The organism is Lysinibacillus sp. FSL K6-0075 (genome assembly GCF_038592945.1).
GTDB classification, from domain to species: Bacteria; Bacillota; Bacilli; order Bacillales_A; family Planococcaceae; genus Lysinibacillus; species Lysinibacillus fusiformis_F.
In genome coordinates this window covers 2891200-2910570 of the sequence record NZ_CP151947.1, presented here as the reverse complement: position 1 = coordinate 2910570, position 19371 = coordinate 2891200, and the positions used below count along the sequence as shown (strand labels likewise).

At 39.8% G+C, this 19371-nt stretch carries 21 protein-coding genes; 15 read left to right on the top strand and 6 right to left on the bottom strand.

What is annotated here, in order from left to right:
- Positions 1 to 25: 25 nt before the first annotated feature.
- The 7 genes from nikA (at position 26) to MHB65_RS14315 (ending at position 6996) form a co-directional block, all read left to right on the top strand.
- Positions 26 to 1627 carry a nickel ABC transporter substrate-binding protein gene (nikA, locus tag MHB65_RS14345; RefSeq protein WP_342440808.1) on the top strand — a complete coding sequence of 534 codons (1602 nt, stop codon included), beginning with the start codon at positions 26 to 28 and terminating at the stop codon, positions 1625 to 1627.
- 5 nt (positions 1628 to 1632) lie between these two features.
- The gene (locus tag MHB65_RS14340; RefSeq protein ID WP_342440807.1) at positions 1633 to 2574 is read left to right on the top strand and encodes an ABC transporter permease; all 942 of its coding nucleotides are present in this window, start codon (positions 1633 to 1635) and stop codon (positions 2572 to 2574) included.
- Positions 2574 to 3377: an ABC transporter permease subunit gene (locus MHB65_RS14335; protein WP_342440806.1), complete on the top strand. Its 804-nt coding sequence runs from the start codon at positions 2574 to 2576 to the stop codon at positions 3375 to 3377. The genes MHB65_RS14340 and MHB65_RS14335 overlap by 1 nt, the downstream gene beginning before the upstream one ends.
- Positions 3378 to 3394: 17 nt before the next feature.
- Positions 3395 to 4267 carry an ABC transporter ATP-binding protein gene (locus MHB65_RS14330; protein WP_342440805.1) on the top strand — a complete coding sequence of 291 codons (873 nt, stop codon included), beginning with the start codon at positions 3395 to 3397 and terminating at the stop codon, positions 4265 to 4267.
- The gene (locus MHB65_RS14325) at positions 4261 to 5085 is read left to right on the top strand and encodes a dipeptide/oligopeptide/nickel ABC transporter ATP-binding protein (RefSeq protein WP_342440804.1); all 825 of its coding nucleotides are present in this window, start codon (positions 4261 to 4263) and stop codon (positions 5083 to 5085) included. The genes MHB65_RS14330 and MHB65_RS14325 overlap by 7 nt, the downstream gene beginning before the upstream one ends.
- Complete coding sequence (locus MHB65_RS14320) at positions 5082 to 6278, top strand: MFS transporter (RefSeq protein WP_342440803.1); 1197 nt, start codon at positions 5082 to 5084, stop codon at positions 6276 to 6278. Before MHB65_RS14325 ends, MHB65_RS14320 begins: the two co-directional genes overlap by 4 nt.
- An 82-nt stretch (positions 6279 to 6360) precedes the next feature.
- Positions 6361 to 6996 carry a 50S ribosomal protein L25/general stress protein Ctc gene (locus tag MHB65_RS14315; protein WP_342440802.1) on the top strand — a complete coding sequence of 212 codons (636 nt, stop codon included), beginning with the start codon at positions 6361 to 6363 and terminating at the stop codon, positions 6994 to 6996.
- 48 nt (positions 6997 to 7044) lie between these two features.
- Here the strand turns inward: MHB65_RS14315 and MHB65_RS14310 are convergent, their stop codons facing one another.
- The 3 genes from MHB65_RS14310 to MHB65_RS14300 form a co-directional block, all read right to left on the bottom strand.
- A complete protein-coding gene (locus tag MHB65_RS14310) occupies positions 7045 to 7650 on the bottom strand; it encodes a DUF2812 domain-containing protein (protein WP_342440801.1) in 606 nt (201 codons plus the stop codon).
- Positions 7637 to 7924 (bottom strand): PadR family transcriptional regulator, encoded by a 288-nt coding sequence (locus MHB65_RS14305; protein WP_342443748.1) that lies wholly within the window; start codon positions 7922 to 7924, stop codon positions 7637 to 7639. The genes MHB65_RS14310 and MHB65_RS14305 overlap by 14 nt, the downstream gene beginning before the upstream one ends.
- Positions 7925 to 8069: 145 nt before the next feature.
- Positions 8070 to 8696, bottom strand: a complete 627-nt coding sequence (locus MHB65_RS14300) for a YitT family protein (protein WP_342440800.1) — start codon at positions 8694 to 8696, stop codon at positions 8070 to 8072.
- Between the two features lie 163 nt (positions 8697 to 8859).
- Here MHB65_RS14300 and MHB65_RS14295 point away from each other — a divergent pair, with 163 nt between their 5' ends.
- Together MHB65_RS14295 and ade are read left to right on the top strand one after the other, a co-directional pair.
- Positions 8860 to 9282: a pyridoxamine 5'-phosphate oxidase family protein gene (locus MHB65_RS14295; RefSeq protein WP_048392416.1), complete on the top strand. Its 423-nt coding sequence runs from the start codon at positions 8860 to 8862 to the stop codon at positions 9280 to 9282.
- Between the two features lie 95 nt (positions 9283 to 9377).
- A complete protein-coding gene (gene ade / locus MHB65_RS14290) occupies positions 9378 to 11123 on the top strand; it encodes an adenine deaminase (protein ID WP_342440799.1) in 1746 nt (581 codons plus the stop codon).
- A 54-nt stretch (positions 11124 to 11177) separates the two neighbouring features.
- Here the strand turns inward: ade and MHB65_RS14285 are convergent, their stop codons facing one another.
- Positions 11178 to 11729, bottom strand: coding sequence for a flavodoxin family protein (locus tag MHB65_RS14285; RefSeq protein ID WP_342440798.1), 552 nt, complete (start codon positions 11727 to 11729; stop codon positions 11178 to 11180).
- A 117-nt stretch (positions 11730 to 11846) separates the two neighbouring features.
- Here MHB65_RS14285 and MHB65_RS14280 point away from each other — a divergent pair, with 117 nt between their 5' ends.
- On the top strand, positions 11847 to 12746 hold the full coding sequence (locus tag MHB65_RS14280; RefSeq protein ID WP_342440797.1) for a LysR family transcriptional regulator: 900 nt from the start codon (positions 11847 to 11849) through the stop codon (positions 12744 to 12746).
- Positions 12747 to 12768: 22 nt separating this feature from the next.
- On the opposite strand, the gene MHB65_RS14275 is transcribed toward MHB65_RS14280, so the two are convergent.
- Positions 12769 to 13797, bottom strand: a complete 1029-nt coding sequence (locus MHB65_RS14275) for an S-layer homology domain-containing protein (RefSeq protein WP_342440796.1) — start codon at positions 13795 to 13797, stop codon at positions 12769 to 12771.
- Between the two features lie 124 nt (positions 13798 to 13921).
- Positions 13922 to 14659 (bottom strand): SDR family NAD(P)-dependent oxidoreductase, encoded by a 738-nt coding sequence (locus MHB65_RS14270; RefSeq protein WP_205444058.1) that lies wholly within the window; start codon positions 14657 to 14659, stop codon positions 13922 to 13924.
- Between the two features lie 137 nt (positions 14660 to 14796).
- Here MHB65_RS14270 and MHB65_RS14265 point away from each other — a divergent pair, with 137 nt between their 5' ends.
- From MHB65_RS14265 to MHB65_RS14245, 5 genes are all read left to right on the top strand, one after another.
- Positions 14797 to 15429 carry a TetR/AcrR family transcriptional regulator gene (locus MHB65_RS14265; protein ID WP_342443747.1) on the top strand — a complete coding sequence of 211 codons (633 nt, stop codon included), beginning with the start codon at positions 14797 to 14799 and terminating at the stop codon, positions 15427 to 15429.
- Positions 15430 to 15950: 521 nt separating this feature from the next.
- Positions 15951 to 16865 (top strand): zinc ABC transporter substrate-binding protein, encoded by a 915-nt coding sequence (locus MHB65_RS14260; protein ID WP_205444053.1) that lies wholly within the window; start codon positions 15951 to 15953, stop codon positions 16863 to 16865.
- Between the two features lie 9 nt (positions 16866 to 16874).
- Positions 16875 to 17603 carry a metal ABC transporter ATP-binding protein gene (locus tag MHB65_RS14255; protein ID WP_205444051.1) on the top strand — a complete coding sequence of 243 codons (729 nt, stop codon included), beginning with the start codon at positions 16875 to 16877 and terminating at the stop codon, positions 17601 to 17603.
- 11 nt (positions 17604 to 17614) lie between these two features.
- Positions 17615 to 18487, top strand: a complete 873-nt coding sequence (locus MHB65_RS14250) for a metal ABC transporter permease (RefSeq protein ID WP_205444050.1) — start codon at positions 17615 to 17617, stop codon at positions 18485 to 18487.
- On the top strand, positions 18484 to 19353 hold the full coding sequence (locus tag MHB65_RS14245; protein ID WP_205444048.1) for a metal ABC transporter permease: 870 nt from the start codon (positions 18484 to 18486) through the stop codon (positions 19351 to 19353). The genes MHB65_RS14250 and MHB65_RS14245 overlap by 4 nt, the downstream gene beginning before the upstream one ends.
- Positions 19354 to 19371: the final 18 nt, after the last annotated feature.

The window sequence follows — 19371 nt, the reverse complement described above, 5'->3', positions numbered from 1 at the left end:
CGATTTGTATAAAGGGGAAAGTGAATTGAAAAAAATAATGAGTATACTAGTCCTATTCATTGTAAGTGTGCTTGTGGCTTGCGGACAATCTGATGACAAGACGAAAAAAGAAAAGGCAAAAGGTGAACAAGAGCATGTTTTAACAATGTCTTGGCCAAAGGATATTGGAGAAGTGAATCCACATCTGTATGCTCCAAATGAAATGTTTGCCCAGGCAATGTTATACGATCCGCTTGTACGCTATGGAAATGACGGACAAATAGAGCCAGGATTAGCAACAGCATGGGAAATGTCCGAAGATGGTAAGCGCTACCTATTTACATTACGAGATAATGTGTTGTATTCAGACGGTTCTAACCTTACAGCAGACAATGTTAAACGTAATATCGAAGCCGTAGTGGAGAATATTGCACCGCATAGTTGGCTAGAAGTGGTGGCAGTCATTGATCGGGTAGAAGTTTTAGATGAGCTGAAATTACAGATTCATTTAAAAGAGCCTTACTATCCATTTTTACAGGAGTTAACGTTGATTCGTCCATTACGTATGTTAGGGGATAGTGGCTTCCCAGCAAGCGGGTCAACCAAAGATGGCATTGAAAAAGCGGTTGGAACAGGTCCTTGGATTTTAACTGCTTACCAGCAAGACAATTTTGCTGAGTTTACACGCAATGAGCATTATTGGGGAGAGAAGCCTAAGTTAGAAAAAGTGATTGTCAAAATCATTCCTGATTCACAAGCACGGATGATGGCACTTGAAAAAGGGGATATTGATTTAATTTTCGGAAGTGGTCAATTAGCGCCTGAGGAATTCCAAGTTTTAGAGAAAAATCCACATTATCAAACGATGATTTCTGAACCTTCCTCTACTAGAATACTATCTTTCAATTCAGACTATGGTGTGACCCAAGATAAAGATGTCAGACTTGCGCTGCAGTATGCTTTTGATCGACAAACAATTATTGAACATGTGTTAAATGGCATTGAGCAAGAGGCCAAATCATTATTTGCTCCAGGGTTTCCATATAGTGATATTCAATTTGATTCTTACAGCTATGATTTAGAAAAGGCGCAGCAACTATTGGATAAAGCAGGCTGGCACTTTGAAAAAGGGGCACCGTTCCGTTCTAAAAACGGTCAAGCATTGACCATAACGATTCCGTATAACAGTAATGACCAAGTGCACAAGTCTATTTTCGAATATTTACAGAGCGCATGGCGGGAATTGGGTGTAGAGGTCAAACTGATTGGAGAAGAAGATCAACTTTTCCGAACGCGAAGTAAAACAGGTGAGTTCAATGTCATTATGAATGATACATGGGGAGCACCCTATGATCCACATATGTATTTACGGATGATGACGGGGGAAAAGCAAATTGGCTATTATGCGTTAAAAGGCATAGCACAAGCAGAACCATTAGCAGCGAATATTGCTAAAGTGATTCGCTCAACGGATGAATCAGAGAGACGTAGCTTGTATGAAGCCATTTTACAAACTATTCATGAAGAGGCGATTTTCATGCCATTATCTTATCGGACAAATTATTTGGTGGCCAATCAACGTCTAGCCAATTTATCGTTTTCTATGCAGCAATTTGAAGTGCCACTCAATCAATATGAGGTGAAATAGTTAAAATGGTGCCATTTTTTGTTAAACGGCTAGCAAGTATGTTTTTAGCGTTGCTTGGTATAACCATCATTGCCTTTGGGTTAATTCGTTTCATTCCTGTTGATCCTGTTGAAGCTTATTTTACAATCAATCAAATTCCAGCTACTGAAGAAGCCATGACAAGTATGCGTCAAGAAATGGGTCTTGATCAACCAGTGTGGACACAATATTTTAATTGGCTCAGCCATGCACTGCAATTGGATTTTGGAACTTCCTTTGTATCGAGAAAGGCAGTGACAACAGAACTGTTTCAACGCTTTGAGACGACAATACTATTAGCGGCAACAGCATTGATCATAATCATTGTCACTAGCTTTGTCATTGGCATTTGGTCTGCAAGAAAAAACGGTGGATGGCTGGATTGGTTTACACGTACCACAATCTTTACAATCGCCTCCATGCCCAGTTTTTGGCTGGCCTTTCTCTTCATTTACACGGTGGCTTTGAAATGGGGCGTACTACCTCTCATGGGGTGGGGGAGTTTTGCTCATGTCATTTTACCCTCAATAACGCTAGCTTTAGGATTTATACCTTATTACATTCGGTTAATTCGTTCAAGCATGAGAGAAGAAATGAAGAAACCGCATGTTCTATTTGCCCGTGCAAGAGGTGTAAAAGAAACGGTTATTTTGCGTAAACATATTTTCAAAGGCATTTTACCACAACTTATCACATCCCTTGCGATGACCTGTGGTGGTTTACTGGGTGGTGCCGCGATTATTGAGAATGTTTTTGCCATTTCAGGCGTGGGCCATTTTATTGTAGAGGCCATGTTGGCAAGGGACTACGCTGTACTGCAAGCTTTTATTGTCATCATTGGGGGATTGTATATCACCATCAATTTTATAGCAGATATACTTTGTGCTGTTGTTGATCCACGTGTCAGGCTGAAAGGAGGAGCTCTTTAATGAAAAAGAATCTACCACTCATCATCAGTAGTTTACTCGTACTTGTGCTGGTGGTGATGGCTCTATTTGCTCCTTGGTTAGCGCCTCATGATCCTTATACAACGGATATAGCCAATAAATTACAAGGTTTTTCTATGCACTACCCTTTAGGGACTGATCATCTGGGGCGATGTGTACTATCACGTTTATTATATGGTACACGCACCTCTCTGCTGCTAGCCTCTGGCGTACTGTTCATTACATTCATCATTAGCATCATCGTAGGGTGTTTGGCAGGATACATGGGTGGGCTGGTTGATTTAGTCTTGATGCGTATTTGCGATGTTCTCCTATCCATTCCTGATTTTATTTTTGCCCTAGTCATTGTGGGTGCGCTAGGTGGCGGCATTAAAAATATGTTTTTGGCAATCATTTTTGTGTCGTGGGTAGGTTTTGCGCGTATTATTCGCAATATGGTGCGTTCTTTAAAAGAAAGCACCTATGTACAGTATGCACGTGTGACTGGTGTACCGAAACGATCCATTATTATGAGGCATATATTGCCGTTTGTCTTTCCACAAATATTTTTGTTGAAACTAATCGGGCTTGGCTCAACAATACTTTTAATTTCGGAGCTGTCGTTTTTAGGGTTAGGTGTAACGGCACCAATGGCAGAATGGGGCATGATGATTAATGATAGTAAAACCTATTTAATGAGTGAGCCACTGCTTATGTTTATACCAGGCATCATGATCTCATTAACCGTTCTTATTTTTAATTGGTTTGGGGATGCATTGCGTACGGCAATGGATGCCAAAATGTAAGGAGAAGAGGTGACGCTATGTTAGAGATAAAGGATTTATCCATTACGCTTCAAACAGCGCATGGACCGAAAACGGTTGTGCAGCATGTTGATTTCCATATTCCAACTGGTACAACGCTTGGCATTGTCGGAGAAAGCGGTAGCGGTAAAACGATGCTGTGCTATGCCATCTTACAACTGTTTCGGGAGTCCCGACACTATGAGGGGGACATTTTATTGGAAGGGCGTTCCTTAATGAAAATGGATGAACAGCAGTTGCGAGGTCTTCGCGGCAATGACGTGGCCTGTATCTTGCAGAATCCTATGGCGATGTTTAATCCTATTATAACAATAGGAGAGCATATGATTGAAACATTACAAGCACACCGTTCACTCAGTAAAAAACAAGCATTGCACATAGCAACTGAGCAACTTGCGTATTTTCAATTGACCGATTCAACACTGTTAAAAAAATATCCTCACGAATTAAGTGGGGGCATGCTTCAACGTGTCATGATTGCCCTTGCCATGAGTCTTCGCCCGAAACTTTTACTTGCAGATGAGCCAACGACAGCCCTTGATACGATGACACAGCTCAAAATTTTAGAGGAATTGTCTCATTGTCAGCAACAATATCAGACAACGATGCTGATTGTGTCACATGATCTTGGCGTCATCGCTCGAATGGCAGAGCAAATTGTGGTTATGCGAAGAGGGATAATCATGGAATACGGCCCAGCCGAACGTCTATTACAAAACCCTGTTCATTCTTATTCAAGGGCATTAGTCGCAGCGAAAAGGAATGATGATCAGCTCGAACAACTGGTGGATAGTTGGTCAGGTGATACAAACGGAATCTTATATGAACTAGACACGAATTATTGGGTAAGACAGGAGGTAAGCCGATGTTAGAAATCCAACAAGTATCTAAAACCTATCGAAAAAAGAGATGGTTTGGGGAACATGAAACGATAGAGGCTGTGAAAAATATGTCTTTCACCTTGAAGCAAGGAGTTTGCTTAGCCATTGTCGGAGAGAGCGGTAGTGGCAAAACCACACTAGGAAAGCTGATAATAGGTTTGGAAAAGCCAGATAGTGGAACCATTGAATTCGATCATATAAATCTAGCAACGACATGTAAAGAAGAGAAGAAGCAATTACAAAAAAATATTCAAATCGTTTTTCAAGATTGTCACAGCGCTGTTAATCCGAAAATGAAGATTCAAGACATTATTGCGGAACCAATGAAATGTCATTTACAGTTGACGAAACAACAGCAGCTAGAAAAAATAGTGGAGCTTTTAGTACGGGTGGGTCTATCCGAGCGGGATGCTCAAAAATACCCTCATCAATTAAGTGGTGGTCAGTTACAGCGGGTGACCATAGCACGAGCCATAGCTACTGACCCTAAGCTCATCATTTTAGATGAATCCATTAATAGCTTAGATATATTGGTACAAATCAGTATCCTAAAACTACTGAAACAAATGCAACAGGAAAGAGGGTTCAGTTACTTATTTATCACCCACGATTTACATGCAGTCAGTTTGTTTGCAGATGAAGTAGCTGTTGTAGAGCATGGTGAAGTAGTGGAATATCTTCACGATGTGTCTCAAATTCCATTTATGACCCACCCAACAAGCCAACGCCTCTTAGCCTCTAGATTACCTATTGATTGTAAAGAACTTTCTTTATTGCAAGGGGAATCAAGAGAGGAGCAAGTATCATGAAACTTCAGCCTTTATCCCTTCGCATGATGCAACTATATGGACTGGCGGTTATTTTTTTTACCGCCAATGCTGTGTTGACGATTATTTTTCCATTAGAGGCAGCGGATGGAGGGTACTTGGAGGGTGAGATTGGTGTCATGATGGCCATGTATATGCTTGTTTGTATGCTATTAAGACCTTTTGCTGGCCAAATGGTCGCCAAGTATAGTCTGTATACCATTATGCAATGGCTGTTAATAGGGCATGCACTCGCACTCCTTATCTATGTAGTATTTGGTATTGATAGTGTCTTTTTAGTACGAGCCTTACAGGGGATCATCACTGCTTTCTTTTCCATGGCGATGCAGTTAGGCATTACAGATGTCTTGCAGGATCATGAGCGGGGGCAAGGCATGTCCATGTATTCCTTATCCAGTGTTGTGCCTGGTTTATATGGACCTGCAGTAGCGCTACTCTTGTGGACGCAATTTGATAAACAGGATTTATTGATCTTTGTAGTTATGTTGGCACTTCTACCACTACTATTTTTTATTGGCTCCCCTTTACCAAAAGCAAAGGAAGACACAGATGTTGTGACAACAAGAGAGCTGATAGCCGCCATGAAGGGGGCAAAGCAACACAAAGGGCTAGTCATATCAGCAATCGTTATGGTTCTTGGTGCTGCTATTTTTGGCGCCATCACTACCTTTTTACCATTGTTTATGCTGACCGAGGGAGTAGGTAATCCAGCTATTTATTTAACGTTACAGGCATTGGTCGTGGTTGGTAGTCGCTTTTTATTGCGACGCTCTATTCCTTCAGATGGACAATGGCATCCGAAATTTATGGCATGTGTGCTTTTCAGTTCCATGTTGGGCACAACGTTGCTTACTGTATTACCTGAAATAGGCTCTTTTGTCTATATTTCTGCTGTTTTCAATGGCCTTGCATCAGCGATGTTATATCCGACAATTACTACCTATATGTCGTTTGTTGTACCAAAGGAATCGAGAAATATTTTGCTAGGATTATTTTTAGCTACCTATGATTTAGGCTTTGGTTTAGGTGGCTTTTTGATGGGCTTTGTTGTGCAATTTACATCTTATATGGTGATGTTTATGGTTTGCACGGTTTTAGCGACTATCGCACTCTGGGTCGTATTGCTTAACCGTAATCCTGATAGGCAAATTAGCACTACCATGCTGACAAAATAATCGCGTGCTTTATAGGTATAAAATACAACAGAAAAGGCAAAACCTTTTATGAGACTAGTTTCCATGAAAGGGGAAATATTCGATGAATATGGTTTTAACTGCCAGTAAACGTAAAAAGGGACGTCAATCTTCTTTAACACAGCTTCGACAAAATGGGGGCATTCCTGGTGTGGTTTACGGCTTTCAAATGGAATCAACGGCGATTATGTTGGATGCTAGAGCCTTTGCCAAAATGTTAGCTACACATGGCACGAAAAGTGTTTTTCAACTAGAGGTTGAAGGAAAACGCATCAATGCTGTTTTAACAGAGGTGCAACGTTGTGCTCTAAAAGGGAATGTTAAACATGTTGATTTTAAGTCCATCAATATGTCAGAGGAGCTAGAAGTGGATATTCCAGTGACTGTAATTGGTGATGCAGTTGGAGTTGCTGATGGCGGATTCCTGCTCCAGCCTAATCGTGAAGTGCGTATTAAAGTGAAGCCAACTGACATTCCTGAAACCATTGAAATAGATGTCACGAATGTTGCGATTGGCACTTCTCTATACGTCGGAGATATTCGTCAACAGTTCTCGTTTGAAATTTTACAAGAGGATGACTACACCCTTGTGACGATTACACCACCACCTGCTGAAAACGTTCAGGAAGATGATACAGTGGACGATACGCCTGAAGTGATTGAAGCAACAGGACAAAATACTGCTGAACCAGAAGCATAAAGAAAAGAGGAGCCTTCTTACACTACGTAAGAGGCTCTTTGTTATTTGCTATAAAAATTGCTGTATGGATTTACGATAACGATAATACAGTGTGATGTAAATACTACAAGTTGCTAAAAATAGCCATGGTGGAATAAAGCGCATGATGGCAAAGGGTGTTTCAAATAAAAAAGCAAAAAGGAAAGCAGAACCTTCTTTATCCCATAAACCTGGGGTATAATATGCGCTTTTTATACTGAAAAAGGGAGCGACGTCATCGTTGCCATAAAAAATTATTAAGAAGATAAGTGAGAGTATTGCCCAATTGCTTGCATGTTTCATTAAACGTTTATATTTCGCAATGTGGGAATCATTATCTGAAAATAATTCATCATTACCATCTTTACCTTTTGTCCAATAATAGGTGCCATCATATGATTTTTCTTTTACTATACGCCAGCCAAAATCCTCATGTAATTGCTTATAGGTAGCTTGCTTTTCTTTGCGAAGATCCTGCTGACAATCAATTCGAATAACTTGTTCAAGATCGTCAGTAGGCTGAAATGTATAAATACCTGCTGAGTTTATGTTAGAGCATATCCAACCCTTGGTTAACATTTCGTTTAACCAACGCTCTTCCTTTTCGATATCAAAAAAGACTTTAAACTTTATCATGTTCGCCAGCTCCCTCGTATAAAGATAAAATGCGCTGCAATCTTTGTTGCTCTGCCGCTAATATTTCGAGACCCACTTCTGTGGTTTGATAAACCTTGCGTCTTATATCCTGGGTTTCAACAGGCGTGATCCAATGATATTTTAATAAATTTTCAATGGCTCCATACATAGTGCCGGCAGCAATCCTTACACTACCTGCGCTCATTTCCTCGATTTTTTGCATCATGGCATAGCCATGTAGCGGTTCACGTAAGGCGAGTAGAATATAATGCATGGTTTCGGATAAAGGTAATAATTTATGTTTTTTCACATTTTCACCTCAAATATACAGTTGGACTATATAGTTTGATTATATATAGTTGAACTGTATATTTCAACTGTAAAAAAAGACAATGCAAAAAATGCATTGTCATTAAAGTTTAGACAACAGCGCTTTTCACGCCTGTCCATCGCATAAATAATTTTTCGTTATAAGATAAGGCAAATTGTACAATTGGTCCTAGCCCAAAGGCCATGAATACCGTACCGATACCAATAGGGCCGCCAAGTAAAAAGCCAATGATCGCAACCGATACTTCCATTGTTGTACGAGAGCGAGTCACACTCCAGCCAAGCTTATGAACCATCATTAGCATGAGCGTATCACGTGGTCCAATACCTAAATTCGCCACCATGTACATCCCACAGCCCCAGCCTAATAAAACTAGCCCTGTAAGGTAAGAAATAAGTTGCATCCAAAAACCATCAATATCAGGTAGCCAGTAGTTGAAAATATCAATAAAAATGCCCGCCAAAAACATATCAATAAACGTTCCGGGTAAAGGGAACTTTTTTGTAATCAGCATATCAAACGCTAAAATAGCAAGTCCCAAAATAATGGACCATGAACCGATTGATAAGCCCAATGTTTTTGTTAAGCCAATATGTAGTACATCCCATGAGCCCACACCAAAAAGTTGGCCTTTAATTGTTAATGTGATACCAAAAGAAAGCACGATAATGCCTGTTATGAAAAACAAACAGCGCGTAAAAAAAGCTTGTTTCATTTTTAACCCTCATTCATTCGAAAATTCCTGTTGTCCATCCAGTTATTATAACAATAGATTTTCAATATGCCCGAAGATTGTCATTTCACATTTTTCAAAAAAAGACGGTTTAGCTTTCTTAGGAGAGGGCAAAATAGATATGTAGATGAAAGGATGGGATACTATGACTTCTGTACGTGATGAAATTTTAGAAGTGTTAAATCGAGAAAAGATTGGAACAATGGCGACTGTAGAAAATGGCAAACCGTACTCACGGTACATGACGTTCCAGCATGAAGATTTTGTGTTGTATACAGTAACAAATAAACATTCAGAAAAAATGGAAGAGCTACGCAAAAATCCATATACCCATATTTTATATGGCTACGAAAATGGTGGCTTTGGTGATACGTATGTGGAAATAGAAGGCAAGCTTACGGAAGTACATGAAGAAGGAATAAAAAATAAACTAGCAGAATTTTTTACGAGTATCTTTATTGGTAATCAGGATGAAATGGTGACATTAAAAATTGAGCCTATCCGTATGCGCTTGATGAATAAAAAAGGGCAACCACCTAAAGAGCTAGAATTTTCGAACGACCATTGAGCAATGGTCGTTTTTTACTGATGTAACGATAAATAGTTGCAATGATTAGCATCTTTTTGGCATGATAGTTCTTAAAAGAAAAAGGAGTATAGGTTATGTCGATAAAATTACAGCAGTTAACACAAAATATCTTATCATCTCAAGGAAAATTAGAGGCAGATTTCATTCTGAGAAATGCACAAATTGCCGATGTTTTTTCGTTAACGTGGAAAAAAGCAGATATTGTCGTGAAGAATGGTATGATTGTGGCTCTAGATCGCACGAATAAGTTTCAGGCTAAGCAGGAAGAGGATGCTTCAGGAAGCTATGTCATTCCTGGATTAATTGATGGTCATATACATATTGAATCTTCTATGTTGACACCAGGGGAATTTAGTCGAGTTTTACTTCCTCATGGTATTACAACAGTGATGACAGATCCTCATGAAATTGCCAATGTCGCAGGAGCAGAAGGCATTCAATTTATGCTCGATGATGCACAGAAGGCGGATATGGATATTTTTGTGATGCTACCATCAAGTGTGCCAGGTACACAGTTTGAAAATGCTGGTGCTACACTAACGGCTAAGGATTTGGCGCCGTTTCTAGAAAATGAACAGGTTCGTGGATTAGCTGAAGTGATGGATTTTCCAGCGGTGTTAAATGGGCAAGAGGACATGCTTCAGAAAATTTTATTATCACAGGAAACAAATTTAGTAATCGACGGGCATTGTGCGGGCTTACAGAGCGAACAAATTACAGGCTATCGGGCCGCAGGTATTCACACAGATCATGAATGTGTAACAGCTGAGGAAGCCATTGATCGTGTAGAGCAAGGGATGTATGTGCTGATTCGAGAAGGCTCAGCTGCTAAAAATTTACGAGATTTATTACCAGCTGTCCAGCCACATAATGCTCGTCGCTTTGGTTTTTGTACGGATGATAAATATGTGGATGAGTTAATTGATGAAGGCAGTATCAATTTTGATGTTGCCATGGCAATTGCCGAAGGGATGCCACCATTACAGGCCATCCAGTTAGCAACTGTGAACACAGCAGAATGCTATCGTTTATTGGATCGAGGTGTACTTGCACCAGGCTATAAGGCAGATTTTGTGTTAATAGAGGATTTGTCGACGATGCAGGCAAAGGCCGTATGGAAAAATGGTCTGAAAGTGGCTGAAAATGGTGAAATGCTGACAAATCGTCTAGAGCCAGTTGTTCCATCTCATATCCATCAATCTGTCCATTTACCAACCATTACAAAGGAGAGGCTACAACTGGCATTCACAAAGGGTACCAAGGCAAATGTGATGGAAATTGTACCAAATCAGCTGATTACGAATCATTTAGTAATAGATGTACCTGTAAAGGATGGTGTCTTTATACCATCCGTAGAACAAGATTTACTGAAACTAGCCGTAATCGAACGTCATCATCAGTTACACACGACAGGTCTGGGAATTGTCAAAGGCTTTGGCTTACAGAAAGGGGCAGTAGCTACAACAGTAGCACATGATTCACATAATGCCCTTGTCGTAGGAACAAATGATGAGGATATGGTCCTGGCGCTTACACGCATTCAGGAAATTCAAGGAGGCTTTGTGATTGTAGCGGATGGCCAAATTCTAGCCGAAATGCCATTAACCATTGGCGGCTTGATGACAGATGTACCCGCTCAGCAAGCAAAGGAGCAGCTAGCAGGCTTGCACAGTGCATTACAGACACTCAACCCAACATTAGATTTCCATTTTCTTCTAACGTTTTCTTTTGTGGCATTACCAGTTATTCCTACTTTAAAGCTAACAGATACAGGGTTATTTGATGTGACAACCTTCCAGCATATCTCGGTAGAAGCATAGACCAAAAACGACCTACTAGCTCAGAGAGGCTTTTAGGTCGTTTTCTTATGCTCATTATTTGGTGTGTGCTTTTAGTTCTTTATTTAAAATAGCTGCTTGTGCTAGTGCTCGCTCATCATTTGTGATATCACCAGGCTTATTCCCTTCACCGATAATATAAGAACTAAATGGCATATTTAAAAAGTCAAAGATATATTGGAATTGCTGAATCATAGGTAAGCCTTTTACATGGGGGTCATCCCCACCTACAGCCAGCACAATGGCTTGCGTCGTTTTTAGCTTTTCCTTCAACTCTGGATAGCGTTCATCTCGAATCGCTTGGCTGAATCGGTCCACCATATTTTTCATAATGCCCGACATACTGTACCAATAAATAGGTGTAGCAAATACAACGACATCGCTTGTCAAGATGGCTTGAATAACTTGATCATAATCATCCGCTACCACCTGAAAACCATTTTCATCGTGACGTAAATCATGAATGGGTTCAATGTGTAAATCCTTGATGTATAATTTTTCGTGCGGTACACCTTGTAACACGATATCTGTTAATTGTTCACTATTACTTTGCTCTCTTGAACTACCAATGAATGCGGTAATGTTCATGTGGCATCCTCCTCTTTCTTTCAGCTACTAACTAGTGTAAACTGAATTTTACTATCGATAAAGATGAATGTTTCGATAAAATGTATCGAAAAAATCGAATCAAAGGGGTTTGAGTGAATGGATATGAAACAGCTTCAGACGTTTTTAACGGCAGCTGAAACGTTAAGCTTTACACAGACGGCACAGCTTCTTGATTACGCTCAATCGAGTATCACTGCCCAAATTAAAACATTAGAACAAGAATTGGGTGTGATTCTTTTTGAGCGTCTAGGAAAACGCATTGTCCTGACAGAAGAGGGGAAACGTCTGCAACAGTATGCCCAAAAAATGCTAGAGCTAGATCAGGATTTGAAAAAAGCTATGTCCACTGAGCAGGAACAAATCGTCTTAAAAATTGGGGCTCAGGAAAGCCAATGCGTCTATCGATTACCAAGTATTTTACAGCAGTTTCAACAAGCACATCCGCAAGTAAAAATCATTTTTAAGCCTGTGCATACGACGGACATTGCGAAGGAGTTATTACAAGCAGGTAAACTTGATATAGCATTGATTACGGACACTTATCAGGAAACGGCTATGCTCAAGCGAGAGCGATTGATACAGGAACAGCTTGTATTCGTCAGTGCCTCGAAAGAAATCAGGCATCCGCTATCGGCTCAACAATTATCAACTGAAACGATGCTGTTAACAGAGACAGGATGCTCCTATCGTAATCATTTAGAAGTACAGCTACAGCAAGAAGGTGTCAAGCCCTTACAAATGATTGAATTTGCCAGCATTGAAGCAATCAAGCAATGTGTGATGGCAGGGTTAGGTATAACGTTTTTACCTAAAATGGTCGTAGAGAAGGAGCTGGCAAGTGGGCAATTAGTGGAGCTACCATCCACAGTCAATTTAGCGCCCATTTATACAGATATTGCATGGCATAAAGATAAGCATATGCATCGCTGTCTCGAAGATTTTATTACCATAGCCAAACTTAGCTATGATGCTTTTAAGGATGAAAAAAGAGCCTGAATGTATCAGACTCTGTTATCAGTTATTGTTGCTTTAAGGTACCAGAAAAATTGGTGCCTTCATTACGTTCAGCACGACAATCAATCTCGGACACCTTTAGGGCATTATTGGATAAACGTTCAAACTCGACGACACAGCGATTACCATTAGAGGATGTATTCATAAGTGCTTTCGTATTGCTTGTGATTGTGGCTGTGCCATTTACACTACCTGAAGCAGTACCATCATTCGCCGTTAAAGCAATTGAAAAGCTTTTGTTTGTGGCATTGGAGATCATAGCATCACGGCGGTTAAAATCGTTTTTACCCTTACCCCATTTATAGTAATAGGTATACACACCCTCCCATGCGCTTTTACTAGGAGTAGCCTGCTGTAATGATTTGTCGAGCTGATTTTGAGCATTTTTTGCTCTATTATTTAAAGATACGTTGTTGGCATTCTCATTAATTGCTTGTGCATCCGCTGAAATTTCATAATAATTTCGTTCGTCCATACGATAGAGCATCGTGACAACTTGCGCACGGGTCATGTTGTTCGTCACGCCATAAAACTTTTGTAAATTACGATCTTCATACTGTGGATTTAACCCGGAAGAAATATAGGTATCAAGTAAAAATTGAATAGATTGATCTAATCCCTTCTTACCGCTAGCTAAATGAGCAATAGCCTGTGCCACTACACCACGCTTCACCGTAGCCGCTCGGATTCGGTTGTCGAAATAGCCATTTAAAGGCACCCCATAGCTTGCGAGTTGGTTATAGAATGCATCCGACCAGTTTGCTGAAGGAGTTTGCTTTTTTAATTCGTCGATGGGCATTTCAAGCTCATAAAAATTGGCTAATAGTTTTGCTAATTGCTGTTCAGTAATGGTAGCATTCGGTTTAAATGTACCGTCTGTAAAGCCATTAACAATATCATACTCTTCTGCCCATAAAATAGCTTCATAGGCATAATGATCCTCTGATACATCTTGAAAGCCAGCAGCTTGTACATTGCCTGCACTAGCTATAAACAGAATAGAAAATAATAATGTACCTATTAATTTTTTCATTCGTCGTCTTCATCCTTTCTTGCTCACTTTAGTAATAGTTTGCAGGAAATGGATAAAAACTGCAAATTTTTCTAGTGAAAAATAATCGCTGTCCTTTGTGGGGAAGCGATTATTTTGAACGTCATTATTGGGCTGTATAACCACCATCTACAGTTAATGTGTTACCTGTCATAAACGTTGAATCGTCACAAGCCATAAATAAAACAGCTTTCGCCATTTCCACTGGTTGACCTAGTCGTTGCATAGGTGTGATTTGACGTAATGGCTCTTTGCTTTCTTCTGGAATGATTGGTGTATCAATAAAACCTGGACAAAGCGCATTGACACGAATACCCCGAGTAGCAAATTCCAATGCTAATGAACGTGTTAAATTAATCACGCCTCCTTTTGCTGCATTATAGGCAGCTGATCCTGGTGAGCCAACCCAACCATACATCGAAGCTGTGTTAACAATTGTTCCACCATTGCCTTTTAGCATTTCTTTGATGGCTGCTTGGGCCATTAAAAATACGCCATCCAGATCCACATTTACAGTTTGACGCCATTCCGCATAAGGAAGCTCCTCAGTTGGTGTAACACGGCCAATTCCTGCATTATTAAAAAGGACATCGACTTTGCCAAATGTCTCAATGGTTGTTTGATAAATAGCTGCTACTTCATTTTCATCTGTTACATTTGCTTTGATAAACAAAGCCTCTGCTCCTGTTGCCTGTAGTTCGGCAGCAAATGCCTGACCTTTTTCTTCGTTTAGGTCCACAAGCACCACTTTTGCACCCTCTGCTACAAATAATTGAGCAGTTGCAGCACCGATACCAGAAGCACCACCTGTAATAATTGCGACTTTATCTTGTAATTTCCCCATATATGACACTCCCTTAAACAATCATTTTTCTTGCACCCTGCGTAAATCACGGTGTACTTTTATTGTAAAACGCTTGAAAATGGAAACAATCATTAATGTCGTAGCAAGTGTCTAACTAGTAGACATATTTGCCAGAAATGTCTAAAAGGGAGGAAGCAAAATTGTCAAAATGGACACAAAGACAAGAAAGAACCCGTCGTCATTTTTATGAGGCGTTTATCGATTTAATTAAACAACATGGTTTTCAAGCCATTACAGTGAAGGATATTGTAGAACAAGCAGGCTATAACCGTAGTACCTTTTATGTGCATTTTCAAGATAAATTTGAGCTGGCAGAAAATTTGCTCGAACTGATGTTGAATGGTCTGGAAGTAGCAGTAGGTGAACCATACCTATATGGAGAAAAGGTATATACGACCAAATTGAAAGCACCATCCTTTAATATTATTCATTACATTTATAAGCATCGTCTTTTTTTCGAGTTGTTGAATGTGGAAGATACCATTCCTGGGTTGCATACACGTATGCCCTTAACGATTACAAAAATTTATCAAGAGCAATTTAAATTTGAGACAATCAATCAACAGCCTGTCAATATGGACATGTTCAAGCATTATACATCCTACGGTTTTTATGGATTAATGATGCAATGGATTGCAAGCGGCTATGAAAAATCAGAAGAAGCATTAATCAAGGACATCATTGAATTAACTAAGACGCATATTTATGCATTTGAGTTTATAGGGAAACCGCTAGAAAAAGAAAAATAAATGTTTATTAACATATATCTATGTATTTTTATAAAAAATCTCTAATGTCTTCATTAGGGATTTTTTTGTTTGGGATAAACTAAGTTTTATGTAAGAAAAAAATTTTTTTAAAGAAATTTTCATAAAGTAGTTGAATTTTCTTTGTATTAAGCATATATTTTTCCTAAGGGAAACAAAATATCTCCTAAGAAAGAAGAGTGCGTGAATGAAATATTTAGGTGATTTCAAGCTGACGATTCTTCCAATGGCCATTTTAATTATTTTGACAATTGTATGGAAACTTACCGATTCAGTAGGTGCAGGTATGATGTTAATACTTTTCTGGATGAGCTGGCGCCAGCTTATTAGGAAAATGAATATAAATTAAGGCATTGTATGAAAAAAAGTCGTGATAGGAACGCCAACTGCTATTAAAAGGCGGGCATGACAAACAATTACAGCTTGTCCGCCAATTGGTTCCTACGTGCGTATGCACATTTTTTCAAACAATTGCTTAATAAAGAGAAAGAAGAGGTAGAAAAATGAAACAATGGTTAGGTGTAATGGTATTATCACTCTCACTTCTATTATTTGGCTGTTCAGCAGAAACAGAGGGTGAAAAAGAAGGCATTGTGGTTGCAACTACTGGACAAATTGCAGATGCGATTAAAGAAATCAGTGGCGATCATTTACAGGTATCAGCATTGATGGGCCCAGGGGTAGATCCTCATCTATATAAGGCGACTCAAAGTGATTTATCAAAATTGGATAAAGCAGAAGTCATTTTTTATAATGGCTTACATTTAGAAGGACAGATGCTTGATATATTTGAACAAATGGCTAAGGATAAAACAGTCCTGGCAGTGGGCGAGACATTAGATGAAAAGCAACTGCTTGCCAGTGACACAGATGCCATGCTCCATGATCCACATATTTGGTTTGATATTGAGCTTTGGAAAGGCGTTGTCAAGGCAATCAGTACGCAACTTCAGGAGGAATACCCTGAGTTTAAAGCAGATTTTCAAACGAATGAAGCAGCTTACTTGAAAAAGCTAGATGATTTACAAGGCTATGCACAACAACGTGTGAATGAAATACCACAGCAGCAAAGAATATTAGTAACGGCTCATGATGCGTTCAATTACTTTGGCAGAAGTCAGGGATTTGAAGTACGTGGCTTACAAGGACTGAGTACGGATTCAGAGTACGGTGTGAAAGATGTCCAGGAGATGGTTGATTTCTTAGTAGAAAAAAAGATTAAGGCTCTTTTTATAGAATCCAGTGTATCTGATAAGGCGATGAAGGCTGTCATTGAAGGGGCGAAGGAAAAAGGCCACGACATTGTCATCGGTGGGGAATTATTCTCCGATGCCATGGGAGCTGAAGGAACAACAGAAGGTACGTATATAGGTATGTATCAACATAACATCGACACTATCGTCGATGCATTAAAGTAGGTGAAGAAAATGTATGCATTAACAGTAGAAAATCTATCAGTCGCGTATGATAAGAAAACAGTATTAGAAAATGCCTGTGTAACAGTGCCTACAGGCCACCTAGCTGCCATTATTGGCCCAAATGGTGCGGGGAAATCCACATTTTTAAAGGCCATTTTAAATCAACTTCCCAATAAAGTAGGAAAGGTTGAAATTTTAGGGAAGATGTTTGAGCCAAAGAGTTTAGTCGTGGGCTATGTCCCTCAGCGTAATGCGGTGGATTGGGATTTTCCTACAAATGCGCTGGATGTAGTACTCATGGGGCGTTATGGTCATACAGGTTTGTTTAAAAGACCATCCAAGCAAGATAAAATTGTTGCTCGACAAGCATTAGCAAGTGTAGGGATGCAGGACTTTGCAGAGCGTTCCATCGGGCAGCTTTCAGGAGGGCAGCAGCAGCGAGTGTTCCTAGCAAGAGCCCTTGCACAAAATGCAGATATTTATTTTTTAGATGAACCGTTTGCAGGGGTAGATGCTGCGACAGAAAAAACAATTATTGATATTTTAAAAGATTTAAAGGCACAGGGAAAAAGTATTTTTGTTGTGCATCACGATCTTCAAACCGTCAAAGAATATTTTGACTATACGATTTTATTAAACAAAACCATTTTAGCATCAGGCGCAACAGAAGATGTTTTTACACCAGAGCAATTACAAAAAACATATGGTGGTAAACTTTTCATGATGCAGCATGTGTAAGGAGGGACACTATGTTAAGTGGTAACTTATTGTGGGTACTGAGCGGAACGATGTTACTTGGCATTGCAGCTGGCATCACAGGCACGTTCTCCTTCTTACAAAAACAAAGTCTAGTTGGTGATGCTGCGGCGCATGCAGCATTACCAGGCATTGCCCTGGCGTTCCTGCTAACAGGTCAAAAGGAATTGCCGATTTTAATGCTAGGAGCGGGCATTACATCTGCATTATCGGTGTATTGTATTCAATGGATTGTGTCATTTTCAAAAATGAAGGCTGACGCTGCTATAGGATTAGTCCTTACTGTATTTTTTGGTGTTGGCGTTGTATTTTTAACTGTCGTTAATCGGAGCCCACTTGGGAATCAGAGCGGATTGAATAATTTTATTTTTGGCAAAGCAGCGACGATGACCAAGGCCGATTTAATGTGGCTCTTTATTAGCGCAACCATCATTATTGTGGTGAGTCTGTTACTTTATAAGGAATGGAAGCTACTGATCTTTGATCCTGTTTATGCAAAGGGAATTGGCTTACCAATTGAGGCTTTAAAGGCAACCTTAACGGTTTTAATTGTTATGACGATTGTTACAGGGATCCAAGCTGTAGGGGTGATTTTAATGTCGGCCTTATTAATTATTCCTGCTGCTAGTGCCAAGCTATGGACAAATAAATTGAGTACGATGCTGATCTTGAGTGCCGCGATTGGAGGCATTGCTGGCATAACAGGAACCTTTATTAGTGCGATTCGAACAGGTTTATCGACTGGTCCGATTATCGTTTTAGTCGCAGCAGGTATATTCTTTCTATCGTATTTTATAAGTCCAGCTGGTCAAATTAGTAAATATCGTAGGAAAATGCAATTTCGGAAGCAGGGTGATGTAGGATGATCGAATTTTGGGTTGTATTCACAGGACTATTAGTTGGGATAACATGCGGGATTGCAGGTGTCTTCCTCATCTTGCGTAGAATGTCTATGATTGCAGATGCGATCAGTCATACAGTGCTCTTTGGTATCGTGATGGCCTATCTTATTACCCAAACATTAAATGGCTTTTGGATGTTAGTAGGTGCCGCGTTTGCAGGGATTTTAACAGCCTATCTCGTGCAATTATTACATTCTTCTGGTATTCAAGAAGATGCTGCGATTGGTGTGGTGTTTACATCCCTGTTTGCAGCAGGTGTCCTTCTGATTACCTTATATGCCGGCAATGTCCATTTAGATGTTGAACATGTTTTAATGGGAGAGATAGCTTTTGTTCCTTGGGATAGATGGACACTGCTTGGGCTAGCGATGCCTAAGGCGGTGTGGATGCTATTGCTCGTCCTCGTGATTAATATTGCGTTCCTGCTCTTATTCTTTAAAGAAATGAAGCTTGCGACGTTTGACCCTGTGTATGCAGCAACCATTGGCATTCCCGTTGTCTTTCTACATTATGGCTTTATGACGTCCATTTCGTTTACAACAGTGGCAGCTTTTGATAGTGTTGGAGCCATTTTAGTGGTTGCCATGTTGATTGGGCCAGCTGCTACTTCCTATTTAATCAGCAAGACGATTAAGCAAATGTTCGTCTATAGTATGCTCTTTGGTGCTGCTGCTTCCGTCCTCGGTTATTATTTAGCGAAGTTCTGGGATACTTCTATAGCAGGTATGATGGCGACAACAGTCGGCTTAATCTTTATCGTGACGTTCATCTGTCAAAAAATAGTTGAACGTAGAAAAAAAGCACTTGTTCATAAACTAGAAATCTCTTAACGAAAAACATCGTTTGAT

Excerpts from the sequence above, each read along its gene's own strand:
- MHB65_RS14280 (WP_342440797.1), top strand. The coding sequence starts at position 11,847 with ATGGATATGAAACAGCTTCAGACGTTTTTAACGGCAGCTGAAACGTTA.
- MHB65_RS14320 (WP_342440803.1), top strand. The coding sequence starts at position 5,082 with ATGAAACTTCAGCCTTTATCCCTTCGCATGATGCAACTATATGGACTG.
- MHB65_RS14260 (WP_205444053.1), top strand. The coding sequence starts at position 15,951 with ATGAAACAATGGTTAGGTGTAATGGTATTATCACTCTCACTTCTATTA.
- MHB65_RS14295 (WP_048392416.1), top strand. The coding sequence starts at position 8,860 with ATGACTTCTGTACGTGATGAAATTTTAGAAGTGTTAAATCGAGAAAAG.
- MHB65_RS14310 (WP_342440801.1), bottom strand. The coding sequence starts at position 7,650 with ATGATAAAGTTTAAAGTCTTTTTTGATATCGAAAAGGAAGAGCGTTGG.
- MHB65_RS14340 (WP_342440807.1), top strand. The coding sequence starts at position 1,633 with ATGGTGCCATTTTTTGTTAAACGGCTAGCAAGTATGTTTTTAGCGTTG.
- MHB65_RS14250 (WP_205444050.1), top strand. The coding sequence starts at position 17,615 with ATGTTAAGTGGTAACTTATTGTGGGTACTGAGCGGAACGATGTTACTT.
- MHB65_RS14315 (WP_342440802.1), top strand. The coding sequence starts at position 6,361 with ATGAATATGGTTTTAACTGCCAGTAAACGTAAAAAGGGACGTCAATCT.
- MHB65_RS14270 (WP_205444058.1), bottom strand. The coding sequence starts at position 14,659 with ATGGGGAAATTACAAGATAAAGTCGCAATTATTACAGGTGGTGCTTCT.
- MHB65_RS14335 (WP_342440806.1), top strand. The coding sequence starts at position 2,574 with ATGAAAAAGAATCTACCACTCATCATCAGTAGTTTACTCGTACTTGTG.
- MHB65_RS14305 (WP_342443748.1), bottom strand. The coding sequence starts at position 7,924 with ATGCATTATATTCTACTCGCCTTACGTGAACCGCTACATGGCTATGCC.
- ade (WP_342440799.1), top strand. The coding sequence starts at position 9,378 with ATGTCGATAAAATTACAGCAGTTAACACAAAATATCTTATCATCTCAA.
- MHB65_RS14285 (WP_342440798.1), bottom strand. The coding sequence starts at position 11,729 with ATGAACATTACCGCATTCATTGGTAGTTCAAGAGAGCAAAGTAATAGT.
- MHB65_RS14255 (WP_205444051.1), top strand. The coding sequence starts at position 16,875 with ATGTATGCATTAACAGTAGAAAATCTATCAGTCGCGTATGATAAGAAA.
- MHB65_RS14330 (WP_342440805.1), top strand. The coding sequence starts at position 3,395 with ATGTTAGAGATAAAGGATTTATCCATTACGCTTCAAACAGCGCATGGA.
- MHB65_RS14265 (WP_342443747.1), top strand. The coding sequence starts at position 14,797 with ATGTCTAAAAGGGAGGAAGCAAAATTGTCAAAATGGACACAAAGACAA.
- MHB65_RS14275 (WP_342440796.1), bottom strand. The coding sequence starts at position 13,797 with ATGAAAAAATTAATAGGTACATTATTATTTTCTATTCTGTTTATAGCT.
- MHB65_RS14245 (WP_205444048.1), top strand. The coding sequence starts at position 18,484 with ATGATCGAATTTTGGGTTGTATTCACAGGACTATTAGTTGGGATAACA.
- MHB65_RS14325 (WP_342440804.1), top strand. The coding sequence starts at position 4,261 with ATGTTAGAAATCCAACAAGTATCTAAAACCTATCGAAAAAAGAGATGG.
- MHB65_RS14300 (WP_342440800.1), bottom strand. The coding sequence starts at position 8,696 with ATGAAACAAGCTTTTTTTACGCGCTGTTTGTTTTTCATAACAGGCATT.